The sequence below is a fragment of the Kribbella sp. NPDC004138 genome, assembly GCF_053603655.1.
Map to the genome: position 1 here is coordinate 118882 of NZ_JBSGFZ010000013.1, position 23782 is coordinate 142663.

Sequence of the window (23782 nt, forward strand, 5' to 3'; positions counted from 1 at the left end):
CTCCGGCCCGAGCCCGAGGCCAACTTCCGCACCGAGGTGCCGACCGCGCCGGAGCCGCTGCCCCGGACCGAGACCACACCCGGTCCGCGCGCGGAGACGCCGATGCCGCGGATGGATCCCGGTGACTACCTGAGCCCGTCGCTCCCGATCCCGATGCCCGAGCCGCCGGCCGCCGGTTACCGGCCCGCGCCGCCCCCGGGTCCGTACGGCTACCGCTCCGAGCTCGAGCGTGCGGCCACCGATCTTCCGTCCGGCCCACCCCAGTCCACAGCAGGTACGTCGTACTTCGGTGCGGCACCGGCCGTGAATCAGCACCCCGGCGCGGGCAACGCCTGGGGTGCCGGCGATTGGGGTACTGGCGGCACTGCAGCAGGAGCGGTACCGATCGAGGGGGAGGCACGTGTGGACGACGCAGCCACTAACCAGTGGTCACCCGACGGCAGACCGGATCAGCAGAGCGCGGCGGCGCCACCAACCGCCGAGCACACCTCCACGGAGCTCCCCCAGGTAGAGCAGACGCCCGAGCCGGCCGTCTCCGACCAGCAGGCACCGCAGCAGCCGGTGGCCGTCGAGCGCACGCCCGACGAGCGAGCAGCTGAGCACCAGCCGGCCGAGCCGCAATCCGCTGACGTGCAGGCCCCGCATCGGGACGCACCGCAGCACCACCTGCCCCCGCAGCTCCACCACAACCAGCACCTGCCTCTGCAGCCGCACCAGCAGGCGCTACAGCCTCCGGTCGCTCAGCAGAGCGCTCCACAACACTCGCAGGAGCAACTGCCGCAACACCCCGCCCACCAGCAGGGCGCACCACAACACCCGCAGCAGCAGTCAGCGGAGCAGCAACCGCAGGCGCAGCAACCGACGCAGCAACCCACGCAGCCACAGCCGGCGGAACAGCAACCGCAGGCGCACGCGGCGCAGCAGCCACAGGCGCAGCAGCCACAGGCGCAGCAGCCACAGGCGCAGGCGCAACAGCCGGCAGTGCTACAGCCGACGCAACCGCAGGCGCAGCAGCACGCGCCAGCGCAGCAGCCGCAGCAGCCGCCACTCCAGCAGCCGCAGCACCACCAGCCGCAGCCACAGCCACCCCAGTCGCAGCCACAGCAGTCGCAGCCACAGCAGTCGCAGCCACAGCAGTCGCAGCCACAGCAGTCGCAGCCACAGCCGACTCACCAGGTGCAGCCCCAGCAGATGCACCCGCAGCACCCGCAGCAGCAGGTGCAGCAGGTGCAGCCGCCGGTGCAGGCGGTGCAGACGCAGCCGGCGGCTCCGGCTGCGACGGACCTGGGTGAGGCGTGGGCTCGCGTGCTTGCCGGGCTGCCGCCGAACCAGCGTGCCTGGTTGACGAACTCGCGTCCGGTCACGCTGCACGAAAGCACGGCGATCGTCGCGGTGCCTGACGACTTCACCCGCGGACAGCTCGAGACGCGCCTCCGTCCGGACCTCGAGCGGATCCTCACCGAGAGCTTCGGCCGCGACATCCGGATCGCCGTCACCGTCGACCCGTCCCTCGACCCGGAGCTCCGCGAACAGCAAGCTCCGCCGCAACCGCAGTACACACAGCAGCCTCCACAACAACACGCGCCGCAGCAGCACGCGCCCCAGCAGCACGCGCCGCAGCAGCCGATGCAGCAGCAGCCGCCGCCCGTCCGCGAGCCGCTGCGCACCGACGGTGCCTTCCAGCCGACCATCCAGTCCGCGCTGACCGATCCGGACAACCACTTCAGCGCGCCGCCGGCTCCGCAGCACTACGAGCAGCAGCCGGCCCCGCAGCAGCAGTCGTCGTTCGGTCAGCCGCTCGGATCGGTCGCCCCGCCGCCGAACGGTTCGTCGCAGGCGGCCACCGAGGCGCAGGGTGAAGCGCGGCTGAACCCGAAGTACACCTTCGAAACCTTCGTCATCGGCAGCTCGAACCGATTCGCGCACGCAGCGGCCGTCGCCGTCGCCGAGGCACCGGGCAAGGCGTACAACCCGCAGCTGATCTACGGCGACTCGGGTCTGGGCAAGACCCACCTGCTGCACGCGATCGGGCACTACGTCCGCAGCCTCTACACCGGCGCCCGCGTGCGGTACGTGTCCAGCGAAGAGTTCACCAACGACTTCATCAACGCGATCCGCGACGACAAGGCGTCCCAGTTCCAGCGCCGGTACCGCGACGTCGACGTGCTGCTGATCGACGACATCCAGTTCCTGGAAGGCAAGATCCAGACCCAGGAAGAGTTCTTCCACACCTTCAACACGCTGCACAATGCGAACAAGCAGATCGTGATCAGCTCCGACCGTGCGCCGAAACGCCTGGAGGCGCTGGAGGACCGGCTGCGGAACCGGTTCGAGTGGGGCCTGATCACCGACATCCAGCCGCCGGACCTCGAGACCCGGATCGCGATCCTGCGGAAGAAGGCCGCGACCGAGCGGCTGACGGCGCCGCCGGAGGTGCTGGAGTTCATCGCGTCGAAGGTGCAGACCAACATCCGCGAGCTCGAGGGCGCGCTGATCCGTGTCACCGCGTTCGCGAGCCTGAACCGGCAGCCGGTCGACCTGAGCCTGGCCGAGATCGTGCTGAAGGACCTGATCCCCGAAGGCAGCAAGCCCGAGGTGACCGCGAGCATGATCATGGGCCAGACGGCGTCGTACTTCGGTCTGTCGATCGACGACCTGTGCGGCTCGAGCCGGAGCCGCGTGCTGGTGACCGCCCGGCAGATCGCCATGTATCTGTGCCGTGAGCTGACCGACCTGTCGCTGCCGAAGATCGGTCAGCAGTTCGGCGGCCGCGACCACACGACGGTGATGCACGCCGAACGGAAGATCCGGCAACTGATGTCGGAGCGGCGCAGTGTCTTCAACCAGGTCACCGAACTGACCAACCGGATCAAGCACCAAGCCAAGCAGCAGTGAGAGGTCCCGAGATCAGGTGGTGCCGTCGCGAGCGTCGTCCCGCGGAGTGCTGGGCAAGGCGGAGGAGGGAGGCAGGACGGAGTCCTTCCGACCGACGACAACGCCGCCCAGTGCCCGCGGGACGACGCGTAGCAGGCGCCACCTGATCTCGGGACCTCTGACCACACAGGCTGGGGACACAGCTGTGGAAAAGTGTGGGTATCGCAGTGGAAAGACTCGTCTGTGGTGTGGATTGGCTGTGGGGACAGATTTCGCCATCCACCGTCGTCCTCAGCACAAGCGAGCGTCGTCCACACGGTGTCCCCACCCCGATTTGGCCTCTGACCTGGGAAGTCGCCGCTTTTCCACAGTATCCACCGGTGCGAAGAACACTATGGAAACTGTAGAGAGCTCGAAGGCCACAAAACGATCGAGCGGCCCGATCTGGGGAAAACCCCGATCTCGCGCCGGCTTGCGGGACCTGTCAGGCTGTTCTCGGAAGTACTCGGAGCAGTACTGGAACGACGCCGACGCGACCCGCCCGAAGCGCCACGTCAGGCCCGATGGGCGCACAGCACACTTGTCCGTGGCAGGATCTGCCTGGCACACAGCCGAATCAGGAGGCACCCAGCGGTGAAGTTTCGCGTCGAGCGCGACGTACTGGCCGAGTCGGTGGCCTGGGCCGCGCGCAGTTTGCCCAGTCGTCCCAGCGTCCCGATCCTTGCCGGCCTTCTCGTCGAAGCCGAGGACGGGCAGATCACCCTGTCCGGCTTCGACTACGAGACGTCGGTGCGGGTCACGGTGCCCGCGCAGGTGGCCGACTCGGGGAAGTGCCTGATCTCCGGCCGGCTCGTTGCCGACATCTCCAAGAGCCTTCCGAACCAGCCCGTGGACGTCGCAGTGGACGGCGCGAAGGCACAGGTCACCTGTGGCAGCTCGCGGTTCACGCTCCAGACGCTTCCCACAGAGGAATATCCGGCCTTGCCGGAGCTCCCGGCAGCCAGCGGGACGGTCAAGGCCGACGTCTTCGCCCAGGCCGTCTCCCAGGTGGTGACCGCGGCAGGCCGCGAGGACACGCTGCCGGTGCTGACCGGTGTCCGGGTCGAGATCGAGGGCTCCACGATCTCGCTGCTGGCCACCGACCGCTACCGGCTGGCGATCCGCGAGCTGCAGTGGAACCCGCAGTCCCCCGACGCCTCCGCGGCCGCGCTGGTGCCGGCCCGGGTGCTGTCGGAGACCGCCAAGGCGATGACCGGCTCCGACGTGATCGTGTCGCTGGCCGCCCCGGGCAGCGGTGACGGCATCGTCGGCTTCGAGGGCGAGGTGTCCGGTGGCAACCGGCGCGCCACCACCCGGTTGCTGGACGGCGAGTTCCCGAAGGTGCGCGGCATCATCCCGACCGACGCGGCGATCGCGACCCGGGTGCGGATCGACACCGCGACCCTGGTCGAGGCCGTGAAGCGCGTCGCACTGGTCGCTGAGCGCAACGCTCCGGTCCGGCTGACCTTCGAAGACGACAGCGTCACCCTCGACGCGGGCAGCGGTGACGAGGCGCAGGCGTCGGAGTCGCTCGAGGCCCGGGTGGTCGGCGATCCGGTGACCGTAGGCTTCAACCCGACGTACCTGCTCGACGGTCTCGGCGCGATCGGTACGCCGGTCGCGCACCTGGCGTTCACGCAGGCGACGAAGCCGGCCGAACTGACCGGTGTGACGGACTTCGACGGTGAACCGATCAGCGAGTTCCGCTACGTCCTGATGCCGGTCCGCCTGAACAGCTGAACACCAACAGAACAAGGGGATTCACGATGGAGCTCGGCCTTGTCGGTCTCGGCAAGATGGGCGGCAACATGCGCCAGCGGATCCGGAACGCCGGTCACACGGTGGTCGGGTTCGATCACAACCAGGACATCTCCGACGCCGAGGACCTGGCCGGCATGGTCGGCAAGCTCACCGCCTCCGACCAGCCCAAGGTGGTCTGGATCATGGTGCCGGTGCAGGCGATCGACGCGGTCGTCACCGAGCTGGCCGAGCTCCTGTCCCCCGGCGACATCGTGATCGACGGCGGCAACAGCCGCTGGACCGATGACACCCGGCGCGCCGCGCAGCTCGCCGAGAAGGACATCCGCTTCGTCGACTGCGGCGTGTCCGGCGGTGTCTGGGGCCTGGAGAACGGCTACGCGCTGATGTGCGGCGGCGACAAGGAAACCGTCGAGCAGGTGATGCCGATCTTCGAGGCGCTGAAGCCCGAGGGCGAGTTCGGCTTCGTGCACGCCGGCAAGGTCGGCGCCGGGCACTTCTCGAAGATGGTCCACAACGGCATCGAGTACGGGATCATGCAGGCCTACGCCGAGGGCTACGAGCTGCTCGAGGCCGCGGACGTCGTGGAGAACGTGCCGGAGGCCTTCGAGTCCTGGCGCGAGGGCACCGTGATCCGCTCCTGGCTGCTCGACCTGCTCGTCGCCTCGCTGAAGGACGACAGCCACCTGGCCAAGATCCGCGGGTACGCCGACGACTCCGGCGAGGGCCGCTGGACGGTCGAGGCCGCGATCGACCACGCGGTACCGATGCCGGCCATCTCGGCCGCGCTGTTCGCGCGGTTCGCGTCCCGGCAGGAGGACTCGCCGGCGATGAAGGCGATCGCCGCGATGCGCAACCAATTCGGCGGACACGCGGTGAAGGGTGCCGAGGCCGCCGATCCGTCGTACGCGACCCCGCCCAAGAACTGAGGTGTACGTCACCGCCCTGGGTCTGCTCGACTTCCGGTCCTACCAGCAGGCGGAGGTCCAGCTCGCTCCGGGCGTGACGGCCTTCGTCGGGCCGAACGGCCACGGCAAGACCAACCTGGTCGAGGCGATCCACTACACCGCGACGCTCGGTTCGCACCGGGTGGCCAACGACGCACCGCTGGTGCGGGCCGGCGCCACCCGGGCGATCGTGCGGACGGAGATCCGCAGCCAGTACGACCGCGACGTGGTGGTCGAGCTGGAAATCAATCCTGGGAAGGCAAACCGGGCCCGGATCAACCGGTCGCCGGTGCCGCGGCCACGGGAAGTGCTCGGTCTGCTGCGCACGGTGCTGTTCGCGCCGGAGGACCTCGCGCTGGTGAAGGGCGATCCGTCCGAGCGCCGGCGGTTCCTCGACGAGCTGCTGACGCTGCGAGCGCCGCGGATGGCCGGCGTACGGCAGGACTACGACCGGGTGCTCAAGCAGCGGAACTCGTTGCTGCGGAGCGCTTCGCAGGCGCGCCGGCAGAACCGGACGAGTGCCGCCGAGGGCCAGCTCCGGACGCTCGAGGTCTGGGACTCGCATCTCGCCCGCTCCGGGGCCGAGCTGCTGGCCACCCGCCTGGAGTTGCTGGAGTCGCTCCGCCCGCTGGTCTCGAGCGCGTACGACGCTGTTGCCCGCGGCAAGGGTGACGCGCGGCTCGAGTACAAGTCGTCCGTGCTGCTCGAGCCCGGGGTGGCGTCCCGGGAGCAGGTCGAGGAGGTGCTGCTCGCGGCGGTGCGGGAGAAGCGGCAGGACGAGCTCGACCGCGGCGTGTCGCTGGTCGGCCCGCACCGCGACGACGTACTGCTCGGGCTCGGGGACTTGCCCGCGAAGGGGTATGCGAGTCACGGTGAGTCCTGGTCGTTCGCGCTCGCGCTGCGACTGGCGTCGTACGACCTGCTCCGCGCGGACGGTGGTGAACCGGTGCTGATCCTCGACGACGTGTTCGCCGAGCTCGACTCGCAGCGCCGGGACCGGCTGGCCGAGCTGGTCGCACCGGCCGAGCAGGTGCTGGTGACCGCGGCGGTCGGCGCGGACGTGCCCGCCGAGCTCAGCGGAGCGCGCTTCGAGGTGGGTGAGGGGGTCGTTCAGCGTGCCTGAACCCCCGGATTCCTCCGAGAGCGTCCCCGAGAGCGAGGCCGAGCACGACAAGCAGGGCCTGGAGCTCGCCAAATCCCTGGCGGCGCGGCTGAAGCAGCAGGCGGCGAAGGGCGGGATCAAGCCGGTCAAACGCCGCCGCCGGCCGCGGCTCGGAGCCCAGATCAGCAGCGCCCGCCCCGACGACCGCGATCCCCAGCGCCTGACCAACACGCTCGGCCGGCTGATGCGCGACCAGGGCTGGGAGGTCGACGTCGCCGTTCACGGCGTGATGGCGCGCTGGCCGTCCATCGTCGGCCCCGAGATGGCCGAACACTGCAAGCCGGAGTCGTACGACGACACCGTCCTCACCGTCCGTACGTCGTCGACCGCGTGGAAGGTCCAGCTCGACCTGCTCGTCCCGCAACTGCTCTTCCGCCTGAACGCCGAACTCGGCGAAGGCACCGTCTCCCAGGTCAAGGTCCTCGGCCCCAACACCTACACCTGGCGCAAGGGCCCCCGCACCATCCGCGGCGGCCGCGGCCCCCGCGACACCTACGGATGACGGACTGAATTGCTCGGAGGACCCGGCCCTCCCCTAGGATCAGGCGCGATGCGCACGCTCGTCGACGGCTTTCGCGAGATGGTCCACCTGATCGGGGATACATTCCGGCTCTGGTGGAAGAACCTGCTGCCCATGACCACCTGGTGGGTGGCCGGGTTCGTCGGCTTCACGGTGTGCTCGCAGGGCGCGATCTGGCTGGCCGAGCACCTGCACTCGAGTCTCGGCACCGGCCTGTTTGCGGTCGGCGTCCTGCTGCAGATCATCGCGGCCGTCGGCATGATCCGGACCTGCGCCATGTCGCTGTACCGCTGGCGGGATGCGGCGAGTGACGACGCGGAGGAGACGTCGGACCCGACGCAGCGCGGCCTGCTCGAACTGCTGGCCGTCACACTGCTGCCGCTGGTCGCGGTCTGGTCGGCGTGGGGCTTCTTCGATGCTCAAGTCAGCCAGTTGAGTGCGACGTACCTCGTCCAGAACGGGCTGCAGCCCGGCTCGGGGTTCTTCAAGGTGGGAATCCACAGTTGGCACAACTACCTGCCCGCGCTTGCCGTCCTCCTGGTGCTGCGCCGCGTCCTCCAGTCCGTCGACGACCGCTGGCCGAGCCGGCCGGTCAAGCTGACCCAGGTCTGGGCCGAGGCGTTCTTCGTGCTGCTCACCTTCGTGATCACGCCGTACGCGATCGACGAGGGCAAGGAGTGGTTCAAGGACCGCAGCTTCTGGTACTGGTCGCTCGACTGGTGGGACGGCGTGAAGGGCTTCTTCGACAAGATCCACATCCCGATCCCGGCCGGTATCGAGTTCCTCTGGGGCTTCCTGTGGGAGACGCTCTGGCCGATGTTCAAGCTGGGCATCGCCGAGCCGTTGACCTGGCTGGCGATCACCACGGTCGTCTTCGGCCACCGGGTGCTGTCCAGCGGAGGCGTCTTCCGCGGGACGCGGCTGGAGCGCCGGCTCGGCGCGCAGACCGAGGCGGAGGAGGCGCCGCAGCGGGGCCGGATTGTCGGCCTGACCTACAAGGCGCCGGACCTGCTGCTGGCCGGTGTCCGGGAGAAGTTCTACCCAGCGATCAACGCGTTCCGGCTGCTGGTCCGGGTCGGCCCGGTGTTCCTCGGCGTGGTCTGCCTGGTCTACACGTTCTGGCTGCTCGGCAACGACTGGGCGTTCGTCGCCTTCCAGCGGCTGCTCGGCATTCACGGGCAGTACTGGGGCCTGATGAACCACGAGATTGCGAACCTGATCCAGGGGCTGCTCTTCGAGCCGCTGCGGATCGCGCTCCTGGCCGCCGCGTTCGACCTGTGCATCTCGGTCGGCAGCGAGCGTCGCGCCGAGGCCGCGGCGATCGCCCAGGCCAAGGCGCCGCGCGAGGTCGTCAAGCGGCCGGCTCCCGCGACCGTCTGACGGGCTTTTCGTCAGGGAGTGATCAGGACCCGTCGGTGGATGTAGAAGTCCTCGACGACCAGGCCGACCAGGTTCGGTACGGCGCTCTTCGGGACGATGTACACCTTCGCGATCTTCGCCGGCTTGTCCATCGTGAACGGATGGTCGTCGTCACCGCAGAACGTCGGCAGCGGGTAACCGGTGGCCAGCGTGTCATCCCAGGTGTTGCCCTTGCTGTCCCGCAGCAGCGCGTCACAGCTGAAGCCCTGGTCCTTGAGCATGAGCCCCTTCCGCGGGGTCACGGTGAGGGTGGCCAGCATGAAGATCGACCCGGCCGGGGCGTCGAGCTCGATCGCCTCGCCGTCCTCGTTCAGGATCGCGGTGTAGGCCTGCAGTGAGTCCAGCTTCCACTCGATGCTCTGGACCGTCACCGGGCCCTGGGTGACGACCTCGTCGACCCGCCCCTGCTTGTACAGCTGCTCGTCGTCCCTCAGGTACGGGTGCAGCATGGTGAACGATCCGAGGCCCAGCAGGCCGACCATCAGCGACGCCTGCACGACCAACCGGCTCGCCCGGCTCGCGAGGTTCACGACGCCACCCGGGTGACCGAGTCGTTGACGACGTACTGGTCGTCGGCGTGGTCGACCATCTGCTGGGCGATGTCCTCGGTCGGGACACCCAGGTCGACGCGCACCTCGGAGTTGTAGACGTTCCAGAGCATGCTCGGCTTGAGTCTCAGGGTCAGGCCCTTCAGGTCGGTCGGGTTGACCTCGAAGACGATGGCCCCCGTGCTGGCGAAGCCCGCATCGGGGAAGCTCATGTCGCTCTCGTTCGGGTCGCTGACCTTCTCGTACACGCTGTCGCCGTCGGTGATCAGCGTCGGCGTGAACGTGTCGGGGTCCTTCACGCCGCGCACGGCGTCCCACTCGACCGCGACGAAGATGCCATTGGTGTCGATCGGCTTGTCGTCGGAGCCCCCGTCCCCGCTGAGGATCTTGCGGGCGAACTTGATCCGGGTCACCTTGATCGTCGATCCGCTGCCCGCGTACGGGAGGGCCTCGCCGATGGTGCCGTGCACGACCTTCAGGTTCGAGTCGTCGCCGTACACCTGGTCGGGGCCGGCCAGCCGGGCCACGCCGCCGATCAAGATGAACAGCAGACCGACCAGGATGGTCGCGGGGCGGTAGAGCTTCACTTGTTCTTCCCGTCGTCGATGACAACGGTCGGCTTCAGCCGGACGACGGCGGCCGGATCCTCGTTGTGCCAGTACGGCTTCTCGTTCACGCCGAGGGCCCCGTTGTCGCTGTCGTAGTGCTCCTGCAGGACGCCGATCTCGACGACGTCGGCGGCGAAGTCCGGTTCGACGTCGAACTTCGTGCTGCACTCCTCGGGCGGGAGCCCGTAGACGAGCACCCAGTTGAGGTTGTCGCCGCGGCACGACCCGCCGTTCGACTTGATCAGGTCCTCGCCCCCGCCCGGGACGAACCTGAGCAGATCGCCCTGGATCGACTCACTGCTGTATTCCTCGGAGTCGATGTTCTTCGCGGTGAAGTAGACCCGGAGCGTGGTCTCGGCGTCGCTGTACTCGCCCTTGGGCTTGCGGATGATCTCGGCCTTGGTGAAGTTGAACTCGAACCGGCCGGCGGTCACCGTCGCCGGCGCGTCCAGGGTCGGGACCGTGCGGCCCGTCTTCTCTTTCCAGCCGCCGGTGGCCAGCACGACCAGCGCCGCCACCACGACGAGGGCGATCAGCAGCAACCAGATCCGCCGGTGCCGGTGAATCACCCGGTCGGCGATCATCGCATCGATGACCTCGTCGAGACTTTCCACGGCTGCGATCCTAGAGGGCCGTGGGTGCGCGCCGGCCACACGCTCCCCGGCCGGACTGTGCGGTCTGGACCGGTAGCCGCCGGAGTGGTCAGTGGCGAAACACCCGGAGGCCACTGAGAGGCCGTGAGCGCTTTCTGGCCCCCCTCCCGCGAGAGGGGACATGGCAATGAGGGAGAAAAGACGCCCTGGCATGAGTTTCAGGCGGCTGGTGGCCGGTTCTGCTTCGGTCGACGGGTAGAATGGACCGTGTAGAGCGAGCCGCACCTCTGCCATCACCGTGGAGGGCGGCTCAACTGTGCCGCGATGCCTCGCGAACGCGGGGTCCGAGGAGGACAACCACCGGTGACCGACGAGCCGACCGAGATCGACGCCAACCAGTCCGCCGACCCCATCGGCCCCAGTGATACCGCCGCAGCCGATCTGCACGAGATTCGCTCCTCGGTCGTCGAGCGCGAGTACGACGCGAGCGCCATCCAGGTCCTGGAGGGTCTCGACGCGGTCCGGAAGCGTCCCGGTATGTACATCGGGTCCACCGGCGAGCGGGGTCTGCACCATCTGGTCACCGAGGTGGTCGACAACGCGGTCGACGAGGCGATGGCCGGGTACGGCGACCGCATCGTGGTGACGCTGCTCGCCGACGGCGGGGTCCGGGTCGAGGACAACGGCCGTGGCATCCCGGTCGGCATCGTCGAGTCCGAGGGCAAGCCGGCCGTCACCGTCGTACTGACCGTGCTGCACGCCGGCGGCAAGTTCGGCGGCGGCGGTTACAAGGTGTCCGGCGGTCTGCACGGCGTCGGCGTCTCGGTCGTGAACGCGCTGTCCACCCGGCTCAAGGTCGACGTGAAGACCGGCGGCAAGCTGTACACGCAGTCCTTCACGATGGGCAACCCGGACGAGGACCTGGCCGAGATCGGCACCTCGACGTCGAACGGTACGACGATCACGTTCTGGGCCAGCCCGGACGTCTTCGAGACCACGACGTACTCGTACGAGACGCTGGCCACCCGCTTCCGCGAGTACGCGTTCCTGAACAAGGGCCTCGAGCTGGTGATCCGGGACGAGCGCCCCGATCACATCGACGAGGACGGCAAGCCGCTCGAGCAGTCCTTCCGGTACGCCGACGGCCTGGTCGACTACGTGAAGTACCTGACCGGGATCCGCGAGACCGTGCACCGCGACGTCATCTCGTTCGAGGCGGCGGCCGCCGACGACACGATGAGCCTCGAGGTCGCGCTGCAGTGGAGCGGCTCCTTCCAGGAGTCCGTGCACACCTTCGCGAACGCGATCAACACGCACGAGGGCGGCACCCACGAAGAGGGCTTCCGGGCCGCGCTCACCTCGCTGGTGAACGGCTTCGGCGAGGACCAGGGGATGATCAAGAAGAAGGAGGACAGGCTCACCGGTGACGACATCCGGGAAGGCCTGACCGCGATCATCTCGGTCAAGCTCGCCGAGCCGCAGTTCGAGGGCCAGACCAAGACCAAGCTCGGCAACACCGAGGTCAAGGGCTTCGTCCAGCGGGTCGTGAACGACCGGCTCGGCGCCTGGTTCGAGCAGAACCCGGCCGAGGGCCGCGAGATCATCCGCAAGGCGACCGCCGCGGCGAGCGCCCGGATCGCGGCCCGCAAGGCCCGCGACCTGGCCCGCAACCGCAAGGGTCTGCTCGGCGGCGGCGGCCTCCCGGGCAAGCTGGCCGACTGCCAGTCGACCAACCCGGAGGAGTGCGAGGTCTACATCGTCGAGGGTGACTCGGCGGGCGGCTCCGCGAAGGGCGGCCGGGACCCGAAGTTCCAGGCCATCCTGCCGATCCGCGGCAAGATCCTGAACGTCGAGAAGGCCCGGATCGACAAGGTCCTGCAGAACAACGAGGTCCAGGCGATCATCTCGGCGCTCGGCACCGGCATCCACGAGGACTTCGACGAGGAGAAGCTCCGGTACCACAAGATCGTGATCATGGCCGACGCCGACGTCGACGGCCAGCACATCCGGACCCTGCTGCTGACCCTGCTGTTCCGGTTCATGCGGCCGCTGATCGAGCGCGGGCACGTGTACGCCGCGCAGCCGCCGCTGTACAAGATCCGCTGGAGCAACCAGCCGCACGAGCTGGCCTACAACGACCGGGAGCGCGACGGACTGCTCGAAGCCGGCCTCGAGGCGGGCAAGAAGCTGCCCAAGGAGAACCCGATCCAGCGCTACAAGGGTCTGGGCGAGATGAACGCGAACGAGCTGTGGGAGACCACGATGGACCCGGCCAACCGGGTGCTGCTGCAGATCACCCTCGACGACGCGGTGCGCGCCGACGAGACGTTCCAGACGCTGATGGGCGACGACATCGAGGCACGGCGCAGCTTCATCCAGCGCAACGCCCGCGATGTCCGGTTCCTCGACATCTGAGTTCTCGCCCCACACCGACGTACCTGATCTGAACGGGACTTTTTCATGACCGAGACCCCCACCACGCCGGGCCACGACCGAGTCGAGCCGCTCGACCTGCAGACCGAGATGCAGCAGTCGTACCTCGACTACGCGATGGCCGTCATCGTCGGCCGCGCGCTGCCGGAGGTTCGCGACGGCCTGAAGCCGGTGCACCGCCGGATCCTCTACGCGATGTACGACGGCGGCTACCGGCCGGACCGCGGTTTCAACAAGTGCTCCCGCGTCGTCGGTGACGTCATGGGTCAGTACCACCCGCACGGCGACTCGGCGATCTACGACACCCTGGTCCGGCTCGCGCAGCCGTGGGTGATGCGAGCGCCGCTGATCCAGGGCCAGGGCAACTTCGGCTCGCCCGGCAACGACCCGGCGGCTGCCATGCGGTACACCGAGTGTCGGATGGCGCCGCTGGCGATGGAGATGGTCCGCGACATCGACCAGGAGACCGTCGACTTCCGGCCGAACTACGACGGCAAGTCGCAGGAGCCGGTGATCCTGCCGGCCCGCTTCCCGAACCTGCTGGTCAACGGCTCGTCCGGGATCGCGGTCGGGATGGCGACCCAGATCCCGCCGCACAACCTGCGCGAGGTCGCGGCCGCGGTCGACTGGGCGCTGGAGCACCCGGACGCGACGCAGGAGGAGCTGCTCGAGGCCTGCCTGCAGAACATCAAGGGCCCGGACTTCCCGAACGGCGCGCTGATCGTCGGCTACAAGGGCATCGACGATGCGTACCGCACCGGCCGCGGCTCGGTCACGATGCGCGCGGTGGTCGACATCGAGGAGGACGCCAAGGGCCGTACCAGCCTGGTCGTCACCGAGCTGCCGTACATGGTGAACCCGGACAACCTGGCGCAGAAGATCGCCGAACTGGTGAACACCGGCAAGGTGAACGGCATCGCCGACATCCGTGACGACAGCTCGTCGCGGACCGGTCAGCGGCTCGTCATCGTGCTGAAGCGGGACGCCCAGCCGCGCGTCGTGCTGAACAACCTGTACAAGCACACCCAACTGCAGGACACCTTCGGCTGCAACATGCTGGCGCTCGTCGACGGCGTACCGCGCACGCTCAGCGTGAACCTGTTCATCAGCCACTGGATCGACCACCAGATCGAGGTCATCCAGCGGCGCACCCGCTTCCGGCTGCGTGAGGCGGAGAAGAACGCGCACATCTACCGCGGGTACGTGAAGGCGCTGGACGCGCTCGACGAGGTGATCGCGCTGATCCGGCGCAGCCCCGACGTGGACGAGGCGCGCACCGGCCTGATCCAGCTGCTCGAGATCGACGAGATCCAGGCGCAGGCCATCCTCGACATGCAGCTGCGCCGGCTGGCCGCCCTGGAGCGGCAGAAGATCATCGAGCGGTTGCAGGAGCTCGAGGCGATCATCGCCGACCTCGAGGACATCCTGGCCAGCCCCGAGCGGCAGCGCAGCATCGTCAAGGACGAGCTCGCCGAGATCGTCGAGCGGTACGGCGACGAGCGGCGGACCGAGATCATCGCGGCCGACGGCGACCTGTCCGTGCAGGACCTGGTGCCGGACGAGGACGTCGTCGTCACGATCTCCCGCGGCGGGTACGCGAAGCGGACCAAGACCGACCTCTACCGGACGCAGAACCGCGGCGGTAAGGGCGTCCGCGGCGCCGCGCTGCGGGCCGAGGACGAGATCAGCCACTTCTTCGCCACCACGAACCACCACTGGATGCTGTTCTTCACCACCAAGGGCCGGGTCTACCGGGCCAAGGTGTGGCAGCTGCCCGAGTCGGCCCGGGACGCGAAGGGTTCGCACGTGGCCGGTCTGCTCTCGTTCCAGCCGGACGAGCAGATCGCGCAGGTGCTGACGCTGCGCGACTACGGGCAGTCGGACTACCTGGTGCTCGCGACCAAGAAGGGCCTGGTCAAGAAGACGGCGCTGGGCGACTACGACTCGGCCCGGCAGAGCGGCATCATCGCGGTCAACTTCCGCGAGGAGGACGACGAGCTGATCGGCGCCGACCTGGCCACCGCCGAGGACGACCTGCTGCTGGTGTCCCGCAAGGGCCAGTCGATCCGCTTCACCGCGAACGACGAGCAACTGCGGCCGATGGGCCGGGCCACCTCCGGCGTCACCGGCATGAAGTTCCGCGACGGCGACGAGCTGCTGTCGATGTCGGTGATCCGGGCCGGTGCGGACGAGGACACGCAGTTCGTCTTTACGGTGACCGACGCCGGGTACGCCAAGCGTTCGCGAGTGTCGGAGTACCGGCAGCAGGGCCGCGGCGGTCTCGGCATCAAGGCGGTCAAGCTGAACGACGAGCGCGGCTCGCTGGTGGGCGCGATCATCGTCGTCGACGAGGACCAGGTGCTGGCGATCAAGGCCAGCGGCCAGGTCGTCCGCAGCCGAGTCGACAGCGTCCCGGTGAAGGGCCGCGACACGATGGGCGTCCGGTTCGCCGGCGTCGCCGAGTCCGACGCCGTGGTCGCGATCGCCCGGAACACCGATCTGACCGTGGCTCTGGAGGAGTCGGAAGGCGCGGAAGCGGGTACAGAACCGGCTGATGCCCAGAATGTGGACGGATCGACAACCGAATCCACCTCTGAGAGCGTCCAGAATGATGACGAGCGTTCGACGGACGTGGACGGCGCGGCTACCGTCGAAAGCGACGAAGCCGGCCAGGAGGGTGACTGATGACCAACCGCGCGAGGCCGACATGGCCTGAAGGTGCGGCCGACAGCTCCAACTCCCAGCGCACGGCGCCGGGCGCGAAGCCGTCTGCCGCCCCGGCCAACCCGGCCTCCAACGGTCGTTCCAACGGCCAGCCGAGGACAGGTACGCCGAACGGCCAGCGGCCGTCCGAGTACCGCCCGCAGGCGAGACCGGCCACTCCAGGGGCCACCCCGGCGCGCCCGCAGCAGCCTGCGCCGAGTACGCCGGGCCGCCCGGAGCCGTGGTCGGCGCCTTCGGCAGGCGCACCCGCTGCCGCCGGCGCCGCGCCGTACGGCGGGGGCGAGGCGAAGACCGAGTCGCTCGGTGACCGGATGAACGCGGCGCGTCAGGCGGTGCTGGACAAGGCCAACTCGGTCAAGGACGCCAAGGCCGAGCGCACCGAGACCCGGCAGAACCGGCTCGCCGCGAAGGACGCCAAGGAGGCGAAGACCTCGAGCCGCCACCAGACGCGGAAGGCGCGGCTGCGGATGTCCCGCATCGACCCGTGGTCGGTGATGAAGACGGCGTTCCTGCTGGCGATCGCGTTCGGCATCGTCACCTGGGTGGCGGTCTTCATCGTCTGGTCCGCGATCGGCGCGGCCGGCGTGTTCGACAACATCAACTCGACCGTCCAGGAAGTCCTCGGGACGCCGGCCGGCGAGCCGTTCCGGGTCGAGAACTACATCAACACCGGCAAGGTGATGGGCTTCACCACGCTGCTGGCCTGCGCGGACGTGCTGATCATCACGGCGCTCGCGACCCTCGGATCCTTCCTCTACAACATCGCCGCGACGCTCCTCGGCGGCCTCGAAGTCACCCTCGCGTCGGAGGACTGACCAGCTACGGCCGGGCCCGATGAGGCCCGGCCGGAACCGGTTTGGGAGTAGGGCACTTGGTGCGGTAATCTCTCCCGGGTTCGACACCGCAGTTCGCGGGCCTATAGCTCAGACGGTTAGAGCGCTGCCCTGATAAGGCAGAGGTCACTGGTTCAAGTCCAGTTAGGCCCACTTTGTTCGAAGCCCGACCCAAGGAGTCCCAGTGCTGCGAAAGATCATGCTGGTGCTGCTGGCCGGCGTCGGCGGATACTTCGTCTACAAGAAGACCCAGCAGTCCCGCGCCGAAAAGGACCTCTGGGCCGAGGTCGCCGACCCGGTAACCCCGGGCCACTGACCACCCCACGGGGGCGTAGCTCAACTGGCAGAGCACTGCCTTTGCAAGGCAGGGGTTAGGGGTTCAAGTCCCCTCGTCTCCACCACTCTCGGTGTAGCTCGTCGGAGCGAGGGAAGCCCGCTCATGGTTACCGGCCGCATCCGGCTTCCCTGACTCCGACGGCACCGTTGCGCTGCTGGTCCTGCTGCTATTGAAGGTGGCGGCGGGGTTTGAAGCGGCGGATTTCGTGGGGCCACCCGCAGGCCTCGGCTACCTTGGCGGCCCACATCTTGGCGGCTTCGTCGTCGGCGACGCTCACCAGGGCGAAGCCGCCCAGGTACTCCTTGGTCTCGACGTACGGGCCGTCGGTGACGAGCACCTCGCCGCTCGTCGGGTCTGCGTTGTAGATCGGTCCGTCCTCTTCCTCCAGTCCCCCGGCGAAGACGTACACGCCGGCCGCCTTCATCTCCTCCGTCACGGCCCGGGCGCGGTCTCCACGGCCGCGGTACCACTCCTCGGGGTAGTCGCCGACCCACTGCTGGTTGAAGTAGATGAGGTACTCGGGCATCCCTGCTCCCTCGGCTCGAGCGAACCCGGTGTCCGCTTCCACCTACGCTACGAACAACCCCGGGCGAATCCGACAGCCATCGGCAAGAGTCTTGTCGGATTCGGGTGGTGCTGTTCGTGGTGTTGGTGTGGCGGCTGGTTGGTCGCCGGGCTGAGAGGAGATGGCTGTGGCGCAGTATTTGATCTCGTTCAATGACGAGTGGGTGCCTGAGCACACGGGTGAGGAGTTGGGGGCGAAGAGCATCGCGGGGCGGGCGGTGATCGCGGAGATGGAGGCTGCTGGGGTCTTCGTGTTCAGCGACGGGGGTATCGACGCCTCGACCGCGATCTGCAGCGTGGAGGCGAAGGACGGGGAGCCGATCTTCAGCGACGGGCCGTACGTCGAGACGAAGGAGCACCTCGGCGGCTTCTGCGTCGTCAACGTGCCGGACGACGAGACCGCTCGCTACTGGGCCGGCCGACTCGCCGTCGCGCTCGACTGGCCGCAGGAGGTCCACCGCTTCCCGGGCAGCGAGCGCCACAACCGCCCGTGACCCACGCGGGGTGGGTCAGGCAAGGCGCGTGACCCACCCTGGACTGGGCAGGTTGAGAGCATGAGACTGGCCGGCGAGGGAAGGAGATGCTCGTGCAGGTGACGCATCTGTTCGCGAATCTGTCGGTTCCGGACATCGACGAGGCTCGCGGGTTCTACGTGGACTACCTGGGTCTCAGCGACGCCGGGCTGACCGAGCTGAGTTGGGTCGCCAGGTTCCAGACGCCGGACGGACAGGCCGCCGTACAACTCGTCACGCGCGATGCGACGGCGCCGGCGGACTCGGTGCTTTCGGTTGCCGTGGGCGACGACATCGAGGAGGCGTACGAGGAGGCGCGGAGGCGCGGCTTCGAGATCGTGTACCCGCTGACCACCGAGCCGTGGGGGATCCGGCGGTTCTTCGTCCGCGCGCCCGACGGCAATCTGATCAACGTCAACGGGCACAAGGACGGCTAGCGACCGAAGGCCCAGGCTGCCATCAGCGGGAACTCGGCCTGCCAGAACGGATCGCCGTGGTTGCCGGGGCGTTCGGTGATGACGACGTCCGCGTCGGCGTCGCGGAGGGCGTCTGCCCAGCGGGCGGCGTTCTCCATGAACCAGGGCTCTTCGGTGCCGGCCACTAGATACGCGCGCGGGAGCGGGCTGGGCATGACGTCCGGCGGCCGATAGCCACCTCCGGGTGAGGCGGCGAAGACCGCCCCGTAGATGTCGGGATGCCGGAGGCCCATGGCGAGCGCGAGTTCGGCACTCGCGGACACGCCGAACACCGCGGTCCGCTCGGCGGGCAACGCGACTCCGAAGCGGGATCGCACCCAGTCGCGGACGTCGTCGACGAAGAACTTCTCGTGTGCCGCGAACCGTTCCGGGTTGAACGACGGCGAGTACTCCTCGATCCGTGCCATCTCGTCCGGATCGTCGGTCCGGTACGCACCGACCACCAGCGTCGGCGATACGTCGGCTTGCTCGAGATCCCTGCCCCACTGCGAGATCAGCTGGCCGTCACCCGCGAACACGACCGCCTCGGGCGGATCCGACGGCACGTATACGGCGACCTGGCGCCCACCGTCGTACTCGAACATCTCGGTGACGAGCTCGCTCATGCGCAGCGAGTATTCCACGCCTGGCAGACTGACGCGCGTGACTGATCAGGGTGCGTTCGACTTCAGCGGCTACCAGGAGGCGGCGGCGCGGACCGCCGGGCTGGTCGCGACCGATCATCCGATCGTGTACCCGACCTTGGGCCTGGTGAACGAGGCCGGCGAGGTGGCCGGCAAGGTGAAGAAGATCTTCCGCGACCGGCAGGGCATGATCACCGACGCCGACCGGCAGGCGCTGACGCTCGAGCTGGGCGACGTGCTCTGGTACCTGTCGGAGCTGTGCACCAGACTCGGCATCAGCCTCGAGGACGTCGCCGAACAGAACATCGCCAAGATCGCCGACCGCGCCTCCCGCGGCGTCCTCCACGGCGACGGCGACCACCGCTGATCAGCCGACGGCGCCGTGGCTAATGCTCGATCAGGCCGCCGGCGTGGATGGGTGGGACGTGGCCGGTGGGTGGGCGTGAGTGGGACAGGGTGATGCCGACGTCGACGAGGGCGGCGCGGCGGAGGGTTGGGACGTCGGTCAGCGGTGTCCACACGGATTCGGCGGTTTCGCCGTTGGGCTCGGGGCGGGTGGTGCCAGCGGTGATGCGGACGGCGTAGAAGATGCCGATGTTCTGGTGATCGTCCGGCCCCGGACGACGGCGTACGGCGGCCGGGACGATGCGCGAGTCGACGCCCAGCAACTGCTCGACCACCGACTCGTACCCGGTCTCCTCGGCCACCTCACGGGTCACGGTGTCGAACGGATCCTCCCCCGGCTCGACGCCGCCGCCCGGCAGCGTCCACCAGGTCCCGTCGCCGTACGGCGAGACGTAGCGCGCCAGCAGCACCCGCCCGCCCTCGACACACACCGCGTACGCCGCCACCCGTCGACTCATCCCCGGACCTTAACCCGCGGGACATGTTGCCTCGGGCAATAGCGGTCTCGCGGTGGACGCATCCGGCCAAGCGCTGGCCACATCCGCACACGCCAGGAGGATGTGACCGACCGCAACTAGTGTCGACCCTCGGTGATCGTACGATCACAATAAGCAATCATCACTGAGGAGGACTGAATGCGGAAACTTGCGGCCCTGGTGGCCGGCTTGGTCGCGGCGGCCGGCGGGGTCTACGTCTTGGCGGCGCCCGCGGCGCAGGCGGCTGACTGCGGCGGGACGTACACGATCGTCGTCGGAGGGACCGGGGACAACGACTCCAACGCGCCGTACTGGCAGGGAAACATCAGCCAGCGAGTCGGGTACCCGGCCCAGCCGATCGGCTACAACGCGCGGCAGGGTGTCAATGAGCTGAACCGGCTGATCCGCGATCACCGCAACGCCTGTCCCGACCAGCATGTGAAGGCGGTCGGGTTCTCGCTCGGCGCCGCGGTCGTGCACACCTGGGTGACCGAGAACTGGCAGACGATCGACAACGTCAACGCGGTGCTGATCGCTGATCCCAAGCGCGCGGCAGGTCCTGGCTCGGCGGGCGCTGCTGCTCACCCGCTGGTTGCCCCGGTCGTCGGAGCGCCGCTGGCCGGTGCCGACAACTTCTTCGGCGACATCCCGACGCTGACGCTGTGCACCGACGACATCATCTGCGACGCCAACGCGGCGTCGGGCCTGCCCGGATACCTGTGGGAAGGCAGGCACGGCAACTACAACTTCAACGTCGACGTGTACACCGACGACGCCCGCGGCCAGTGGTTCAACGGGGTCTACATCCCCTGACCGTGCCCGCTCGACAGGTAGTGCACCAGCGAGACACCGTACGCACGAGCGTGTCCACGCCTAGGTGCACTACCTGACTGCAGGACACCTCCTGTCGAGCGGGCCCGCAGGGAATGCGGCCCGCCTCGAGCAGGGTTGCGACGGGTATGACGATTGAGATCGGAGTCATCCTGCCGACGTCCTCGCCGGATCCGGCGCGGCCGATCCTCGGTGACGTGCGCGAGAGTGCGCGGTACGCCGAGGAGGCCGGGCTGGACTCGGTGTGGTCGACGGATCATCTGATCGCCAGTGCGCCGATGCTGGAGAGTTCCGTCGTGCTGGCGACAGCGGCCGCGGTGACCGAGCGGATCACCATCGGGTACAACGTGATGCTGCTGGCGCTGCGGCCGGTCGCATGGGCGGCGAAGCAGATCAGCACGCTGCAGCTGGTCTCGAACGATCGGCTCGTGCTCGGTGTCGGGACGGGCAATCCCGCGCACGGCGATGCCGGATGGCGGGCGGCCGGTGTCGAGTTCGCCGATCGCGGGCGGCTGACCGACGAGGCGCTCGCCGTCCTGCCGGACCTGATCGCGGGCACCAGCCCCGATGTCCAGATCTCACCCGGCGCCAAGGTCCCGCCGATCTTCGTGGCCGGCAACGGCGCCCGGGCGCACCGGCGAGCGGCGGCGTACGGCGACGGGTGGGCGACGATCGCGATGACGCCCGACGAGGTACGCATCAACCTGAAGCGGATCAACGAACTTGCCGACGGCAAGCAGTTGAAGGCCACCGTGGTCGCGCCGCAGCTCGACGGCGACCCGGTCGAACAGCTCGCCGCGTACGAGGAGGCCGGCGTCGAGCGCATCATCCTCCCGCCCACGGGTGACTGGCACCGCGACTACGACCAAGCCGCGGAGCTTCGCAACCGTTACCACCGCGGCTGAGTGGGCTGATGGAAGGCCGATCGATTGGACCTGTCCGACCGAGGCGTCGGTAGGGAAACTGGTTCCATGTATGTTCCTGCGCACTTTGCCGGTGAGGACGAGGCCGTCCAGGAGTTGCTGCACAGCCGTGGAGCGGCGGATCTGGTGACGGCCACGCCGGAGGGGCTGGTGGCAACGATGTTGCCGTTCCTGTACGACCAGGAGCGGAACGTGTTGCTCGGCCATCTGGCGCGGAACAACGAGCACTGGAAGCTCCCGGTGATCGGCGACGCGCTGGTGATCATGCGCGGCCCCGACGCGTACATCTCCCCGACCTGGTACGCCTCCAAGCAGGAGCACGGCCGCGTCGTCCCGACCTGGAACTACATCACCGCTCACATCCACGGCACGATGACCGTGCACGACGACCCTGCCTGGGTGGAGGACGTCGTACGGCGGCTGTCGGATCGGCACGAGTCCGGGCGCGCGGAGCCGTGGTCGGTGGACGACGCGCCGGCGAAGTTCGTCAGCGGGCAGCTCCGGGCGATCGTCGGCGTGGAGATCGCGATCCAGCGGATCGAAGCGAAGTTCAAGCTCAGCCAGAACCGTCCGGCCGCGGACGTCGACGGCGTGATCGCCGGCCTGCGAGCCGACGGCGACGATCGGTCGGCCGCCGCGGTGGAGCACCATCGCCCGGTTTGACCTTGACCTTGGGGGCAACGTTTATCCTCCGGATCATGTCTGGAGTCGTGGTGGTGGGAGTGGGGCCCGGGATCGGCCTGGCGGTGGCGCGACGGTTCGTCCGGGAGGGGATGAGCGCCGGCCTGATCGCGCGGTCGGACGCGACGGTGAAGTCGGCCGCCGAGGAATTCGGAAGCGCCGACGTGCTCCCGGTGACCGCGGACGTGACCGATGAGCGCGTGCTGCGTGCGGCACTCGACCGGATCGTCGACGCGTACGGCGTACCGGATGTGGTCGTCTACAACGCGGCAATGATCCGGTCGGACCGGATCGGTGACCTCACCGCCCAGCAGCACCTCGACGCGTTCGCGGTGAATGTCGTGGGTGCGATCACCACCGCCGCCCACCTCGCGCCCGCCATGGCCGAGCGTGGCAGCGGGTCGTTCCTGATCACCGGCGGCATGCCCGTGCCGAAGCGGGACTACGCGAGCCTCTCCCTCGGCAAGGCCGGTGTGCGCGCGGTCGTCACGCTGCTCCACCTGCAGTACGGCGCGGCCGGCGTCCACGCCGCGAGCGTCACCATCAGCGGCGGCGTCTCTCCCGGCAGTCTCTGGAACCCGGACGACATCGCCAACCACTACTGGCGCCTCCACCAGCAGGCTCCGGCGGAATGGATCCACGAACTCGTCGTCTGAACTCTTGTCGTATTGTTCAACAATCTCTATCGTGAGATCACCTGAGAGGGGGTCTCATGACGATCGCAACGCTCACTCCGGCCCAGGCGCGGTCCCTGTTCCGGGACGACTACAGCGGACCCACCACCGGTTGGGCCGGCGGCTACACGCAGACCAACCTCATCGCGGTCCCCGCGGACTGGGCGTACGACGTGCTGCTCTTCTGCACGCGCAACGCCCAGGCCTGCCCGGTGCTCGACGTGAGTGACCCCGGCGACGCGGCGACGCGGCTCGCGCGCGGCGCCGACCTGCGGACCGACCTCCCGCAGTACCGGATCTGGCGCGACGGCGAACTGGTGGCCGAGGTGGCGGATGCGACCGAGGCGTGGCGGGACGACCTGGTCGCGTTCTCGCTCGGCTGCAGCTTCACGTTCGAGAGCGCGCTGGCGGCCGAGGGGATCCCGCTGCGGCACGTCGAGCAGGGGCGGAACGTGGCGATGTACGTGACCAACCGCGAGTGCGAACCTGCCGGACGGCTGCACGGTCCGCTCGTGGTGTCGATGCGCCAGCTCCCCGCCGATCGCGTGGACGACGCGGTCCGGATCACGCGAGCGATGCCCGCGGTGCACGGCGGTCCGGTGCACATCGGCGATCCGGCTGCGCTGGGGATCACCGACCTGACGCGGCCGGACTTCGGCGATCCGGTCGACGCGGCCGACGGCGACGTACCGGTGTTCTGGGCGTGTGGGGTAACGCCGCAGGCGGCGCTGATGGCGTCGCGGCCGCCGTACGCGATCACCCACGCGCCGGGCTACATGTTCATCACCGACCGCCGCGACAGCGACTACCGCCTCTAGCGCA

Annotated in this window: 27 protein-coding genes and 2 tRNA genes; 20 read left to right on the plus strand and 9 right to left on the minus strand. The window is 68.6% G+C overall.

The genetic code is table 11. The annotated features are described in order from the left end of the window. Positions 1–429 precede the first annotated feature (429 nt). The 3 genes from ACWEOO_RS19910 to ACWEOO_RS19920 form a co-directional block, all read right to left on the minus strand. Positions 430–714, minus strand: coding sequence for a hypothetical protein (locus ACWEOO_RS19910; protein ID WP_452144236.1), 285 nt, complete (start codon positions 712–714; stop codon positions 430–432). A 114-nt stretch (positions 715–828) separates the two neighbouring features. Beyond that, the gene (locus tag ACWEOO_RS19915; protein ID WP_452144237.1) at positions 829–972 is read right to left on the minus strand and encodes a hypothetical protein; all 144 of its coding nucleotides are present in this window, start codon (positions 970–972) and stop codon (positions 829–831) included. A 12-nt stretch (positions 973–984) separates the two neighbouring features. Beyond that, positions 985–1371, minus strand: coding sequence for a hypothetical protein (locus tag ACWEOO_RS19920; RefSeq protein WP_452144238.1), 387 nt, complete (start codon positions 1369–1371; stop codon positions 985–987). Between ACWEOO_RS19920 and dnaA the strand changes: the two genes are divergently transcribed. From dnaA to ACWEOO_RS19950, 6 genes are all read left to right on the plus strand, one after another. Then, positions 1342–2895, plus strand: a complete 1554-nt coding sequence (gene dnaA / locus ACWEOO_RS19925; RefSeq protein ID WP_452144239.1) for a chromosomal replication initiator protein DnaA — start codon at positions 1342–1344, stop codon at positions 2893–2895. The two genes, ACWEOO_RS19920 and dnaA, sit on opposite strands and share 30 nt — an antisense overlap. 612 nt (positions 2896–3507) lie before the next feature. Then, on the plus strand, positions 3508–4653 hold the full coding sequence (gene dnaN / locus ACWEOO_RS19930) for a DNA polymerase III subunit beta (protein ID WP_452144240.1): 1146 nt from the start codon (positions 3508–3510) through the stop codon (positions 4651–4653). A gap of 26 nt (positions 4654–4679) precedes the next feature. Continuing rightward, positions 4680–5600: a phosphogluconate dehydrogenase (NAD(+)-dependent, decarboxylating) gene (gene gnd / locus ACWEOO_RS19935; protein WP_359934935.1), complete on the plus strand. Its 921-nt coding sequence runs from the start codon at positions 4680–4682 to the stop codon at positions 5598–5600. A gap of 1 nt (position 5601) precedes the next feature. After that, a complete protein-coding gene (gene recF / locus ACWEOO_RS19940) occupies positions 5602–6741 on the plus strand; it encodes a DNA replication/repair protein RecF (RefSeq protein WP_452144241.1) in 1140 nt (379 codons plus the stop codon). After that, on the plus strand, positions 6734–7282 hold the full coding sequence (locus ACWEOO_RS19945) for a DUF721 domain-containing protein (RefSeq protein ID WP_355693690.1): 549 nt from the start codon (positions 6734–6736) through the stop codon (positions 7280–7282). The genes recF and ACWEOO_RS19945 overlap by 8 nt, the downstream gene beginning before the upstream one ends. A 48-nt stretch (positions 7283–7330) precedes the next feature. Continuing rightward, on the plus strand, positions 7331–8680 hold the full coding sequence (locus ACWEOO_RS19950) for a hypothetical protein (protein ID WP_452144242.1): 1350 nt from the start codon (positions 7331–7333) through the stop codon (positions 8678–8680). An 11-nt stretch (positions 8681–8691) separates the two neighbouring features. Here ACWEOO_RS19950 and ACWEOO_RS19955 read toward each other — a convergent pair whose 3' ends face one another. From ACWEOO_RS19955 to ACWEOO_RS19965, 3 genes are read right to left on the minus strand one after another with little or no spacing between them, the layout of a single operon-like run. Further along, positions 8692–9249, minus strand: coding sequence for a hypothetical protein (locus ACWEOO_RS19955; RefSeq protein WP_452144243.1), 558 nt, complete (start codon positions 9247–9249; stop codon positions 8692–8694). Next, positions 9246–9854: a hypothetical protein gene (locus ACWEOO_RS19960; protein ID WP_452144244.1), complete on the minus strand. Its 609-nt coding sequence runs from the start codon at positions 9852–9854 to the stop codon at positions 9246–9248. Before ACWEOO_RS19960 ends, ACWEOO_RS19955 begins: the two co-directional genes overlap by 4 nt. Then, positions 9851–10489 carry a hypothetical protein gene (locus tag ACWEOO_RS19965; RefSeq protein WP_452144245.1) on the minus strand — a complete coding sequence of 213 codons (639 nt, stop codon included), beginning with the start codon at positions 10487–10489 and terminating at the stop codon, positions 9851–9853. The genes ACWEOO_RS19960 and ACWEOO_RS19965 overlap by 4 nt, the downstream gene beginning before the upstream one ends. A gap of 342 nt (positions 10490–10831) precedes the next feature. Here ACWEOO_RS19965 and gyrB point away from each other — a divergent pair, with 342 nt between their 5' ends. The 6 genes from gyrB to ACWEOO_RS19995 all read left to right on the plus strand — a co-directional run bounded on the left by gyrB (position 10832) and on the right by ACWEOO_RS19995 (position 16859). Next, on the plus strand, positions 10832–12883 hold the full coding sequence (gyrB, locus tag ACWEOO_RS19970; RefSeq protein WP_359934923.1) for a DNA topoisomerase (ATP-hydrolyzing) subunit B: 2052 nt from the start codon (positions 10832–10834) through the stop codon (positions 12881–12883). Positions 12884–12991: 108 nt separating this feature from the next. After that, positions 12992–15586, plus strand: a complete 2595-nt coding sequence (gyrA, locus tag ACWEOO_RS19975; RefSeq protein ID WP_452144318.1) for a DNA gyrase subunit A — start codon at positions 12992–12994, stop codon at positions 15584–15586. Next, a complete protein-coding gene (locus ACWEOO_RS19980) occupies positions 15586–16440 on the plus strand; it encodes a DUF3566 domain-containing protein (protein ID WP_452144246.1) in 855 nt (284 codons plus the stop codon). Before gyrA ends, ACWEOO_RS19980 begins: the two co-directional genes overlap by 1 nt. A gap of 97 nt (positions 16441–16537) precedes the next feature. Then, positions 16538–16611 (plus strand) — tRNA-Ile (locus ACWEOO_RS19985). Positions 16612–16642: 31 nt separating this feature from the next. Beyond that, positions 16643–16774 carry a DLW-39 family protein gene (locus ACWEOO_RS19990; protein WP_238175383.1) on the plus strand — a complete coding sequence of 44 codons (132 nt, stop codon included), beginning with the start codon at positions 16643–16645 and terminating at the stop codon, positions 16772–16774. Between the two features lie 9 nt (positions 16775–16783). Beyond that, positions 16784–16859, plus strand: a tRNA-Ala gene (locus tag ACWEOO_RS19995). Between the two features lie 102 nt (positions 16860–16961). Here ACWEOO_RS19995 and ACWEOO_RS20000 read toward each other — a convergent pair. Continuing rightward, a complete protein-coding gene (locus tag ACWEOO_RS20000) occupies positions 16962–17321 on the minus strand; it encodes a YciI family protein (protein WP_452144247.1) in 360 nt (119 codons plus the stop codon). A 166-nt stretch (positions 17322–17487) separates the two neighbouring features. Here ACWEOO_RS20000 and ACWEOO_RS20005 point away from each other — a divergent pair, with 166 nt between their 5' ends. Next, positions 17488–17853: a YciI family protein gene (locus ACWEOO_RS20005; protein WP_359934901.1), complete on the plus strand. Its 366-nt coding sequence runs from the start codon at positions 17488–17490 to the stop codon at positions 17851–17853. Between the two features lie 92 nt (positions 17854–17945). Beyond that, positions 17946–18308 carry a VOC family protein gene (locus tag ACWEOO_RS20010; protein WP_452144248.1) on the plus strand — a complete coding sequence of 121 codons (363 nt, stop codon included), beginning with the start codon at positions 17946–17948 and terminating at the stop codon, positions 18306–18308. Here ACWEOO_RS20010 and ACWEOO_RS20015 read toward each other — a convergent pair. Further along, entirely contained in the window at positions 18305–18952 is a 648-nt protein-coding gene (locus ACWEOO_RS20015) for an alpha/beta hydrolase-fold protein (RefSeq protein WP_452144249.1), read from the minus strand. The genes ACWEOO_RS20010 and ACWEOO_RS20015 overlap by 4 nt on opposite strands. A gap of 37 nt (positions 18953–18989) precedes the next feature. Here ACWEOO_RS20015 and ACWEOO_RS20020 point away from each other — a divergent pair, with 37 nt between their 5' ends. After that, complete coding sequence (locus ACWEOO_RS20020; protein ID WP_452144250.1) at positions 18990–19337, plus strand: nucleoside triphosphate pyrophosphohydrolase family protein; 348 nt, start codon at positions 18990–18992, stop codon at positions 19335–19337. Between the two features lie 19 nt (positions 19338–19356). Here the strand turns inward: ACWEOO_RS20020 and ACWEOO_RS20025 are convergent, their stop codons facing one another. Next, positions 19357–19833, minus strand: coding sequence for an NUDIX hydrolase (locus ACWEOO_RS20025; RefSeq protein WP_452144251.1), 477 nt, complete (start codon positions 19831–19833; stop codon positions 19357–19359). Between the two features lie 177 nt (positions 19834–20010). Between ACWEOO_RS20025 and ACWEOO_RS20030 the strand changes: the two genes are divergently transcribed. The 5 genes from ACWEOO_RS20030 (at position 20011) to ACWEOO_RS20050 (ending at position 23778) form a co-directional block, all read left to right on the plus strand. Further along, on the plus strand, positions 20011–20664 hold the full coding sequence (locus ACWEOO_RS20030) for a cutinase family protein (protein ID WP_359934891.1): 654 nt from the start codon (positions 20011–20013) through the stop codon (positions 20662–20664). A 146-nt stretch (positions 20665–20810) separates the two neighbouring features. Further along, positions 20811–21587: an LLM class flavin-dependent oxidoreductase gene (locus ACWEOO_RS20035; protein ID WP_452144252.1), complete on the plus strand. Its 777-nt coding sequence runs from the start codon at positions 20811–20813 to the stop codon at positions 21585–21587. 66 nt (positions 21588–21653) lie between these two features. After that, a complete protein-coding gene (locus ACWEOO_RS20040) occupies positions 21654–22268 on the plus strand; it encodes an FMN-binding negative transcriptional regulator (protein WP_359934887.1) in 615 nt (204 codons plus the stop codon). 35 nt (positions 22269–22303) lie between these two features. Beyond that, a complete protein-coding gene (locus ACWEOO_RS20045) occupies positions 22304–22942 on the plus strand; it encodes an SDR family NAD(P)-dependent oxidoreductase (protein WP_452144253.1) in 639 nt (212 codons plus the stop codon). Positions 22943–22998: 56 nt separating this feature from the next. Next, positions 22999–23778: a putative hydro-lyase gene (locus tag ACWEOO_RS20050; RefSeq protein ID WP_452144254.1), complete on the plus strand. Its 780-nt coding sequence runs from the start codon at positions 22999–23001 to the stop codon at positions 23776–23778. The last annotated feature ends 4 nt before the right edge of the window (positions 23779–23782 follow it).

Excerpts from the sequence above, each read along its gene's own strand:
- ACWEOO_RS19950 (WP_452144242.1), top strand. The coding sequence starts at position 7,331 with ATGCGCACGCTCGTCGACGGCTTTCGCGAGATGGTCCACCTGATCGGG.
- ACWEOO_RS20025 (WP_452144251.1), bottom strand. The coding sequence starts at position 19,833 with ATGAGTCGACGGGTGGCGGCGTACGCGGTGTGTGTCGAGGGCGGGCGG.
- ACWEOO_RS20015 (WP_452144249.1), bottom strand. The coding sequence starts at position 18,952 with ATGAGCGAGCTCGTCACCGAGATGTTCGAGTACGACGGTGGGCGCCAG.
- ACWEOO_RS20050 (WP_452144254.1), top strand. The coding sequence starts at position 22,999 with ATGACGATCGCAACGCTCACTCCGGCCCAGGCGCGGTCCCTGTTCCGG.
- ACWEOO_RS20040 (WP_359934887.1), top strand. The coding sequence starts at position 21,654 with ATGTATGTTCCTGCGCACTTTGCCGGTGAGGACGAGGCCGTCCAGGAG.
- ACWEOO_RS20045 (WP_452144253.1), top strand. The coding sequence starts at position 22,304 with ATGTCTGGAGTCGTGGTGGTGGGAGTGGGGCCCGGGATCGGCCTGGCG.
- ACWEOO_RS20030 (WP_359934891.1), top strand. The coding sequence starts at position 20,011 with ATGCGGAAACTTGCGGCCCTGGTGGCCGGCTTGGTCGCGGCGGCCGGC.
- gnd (WP_359934935.1), top strand. The coding sequence starts at position 4,680 with ATGGAGCTCGGCCTTGTCGGTCTCGGCAAGATGGGCGGCAACATGCGC.
- ACWEOO_RS20000 (WP_452144247.1), bottom strand. The coding sequence starts at position 17,321 with ATGCCCGAGTACCTCATCTACTTCAACCAGCAGTGGGTCGGCGACTAC.
- ACWEOO_RS20035 (WP_452144252.1), top strand. The coding sequence starts at position 20,811 with ATGACGATTGAGATCGGAGTCATCCTGCCGACGTCCTCGCCGGATCCG.
- ACWEOO_RS19980 (WP_452144246.1), top strand. The coding sequence starts at position 15,586 with ATGACCAACCGCGCGAGGCCGACATGGCCTGAAGGTGCGGCCGACAGC.
- gyrA (WP_452144318.1), top strand. The coding sequence starts at position 12,992 with ATGCAGCAGTCGTACCTCGACTACGCGATGGCCGTCATCGTCGGCCGC.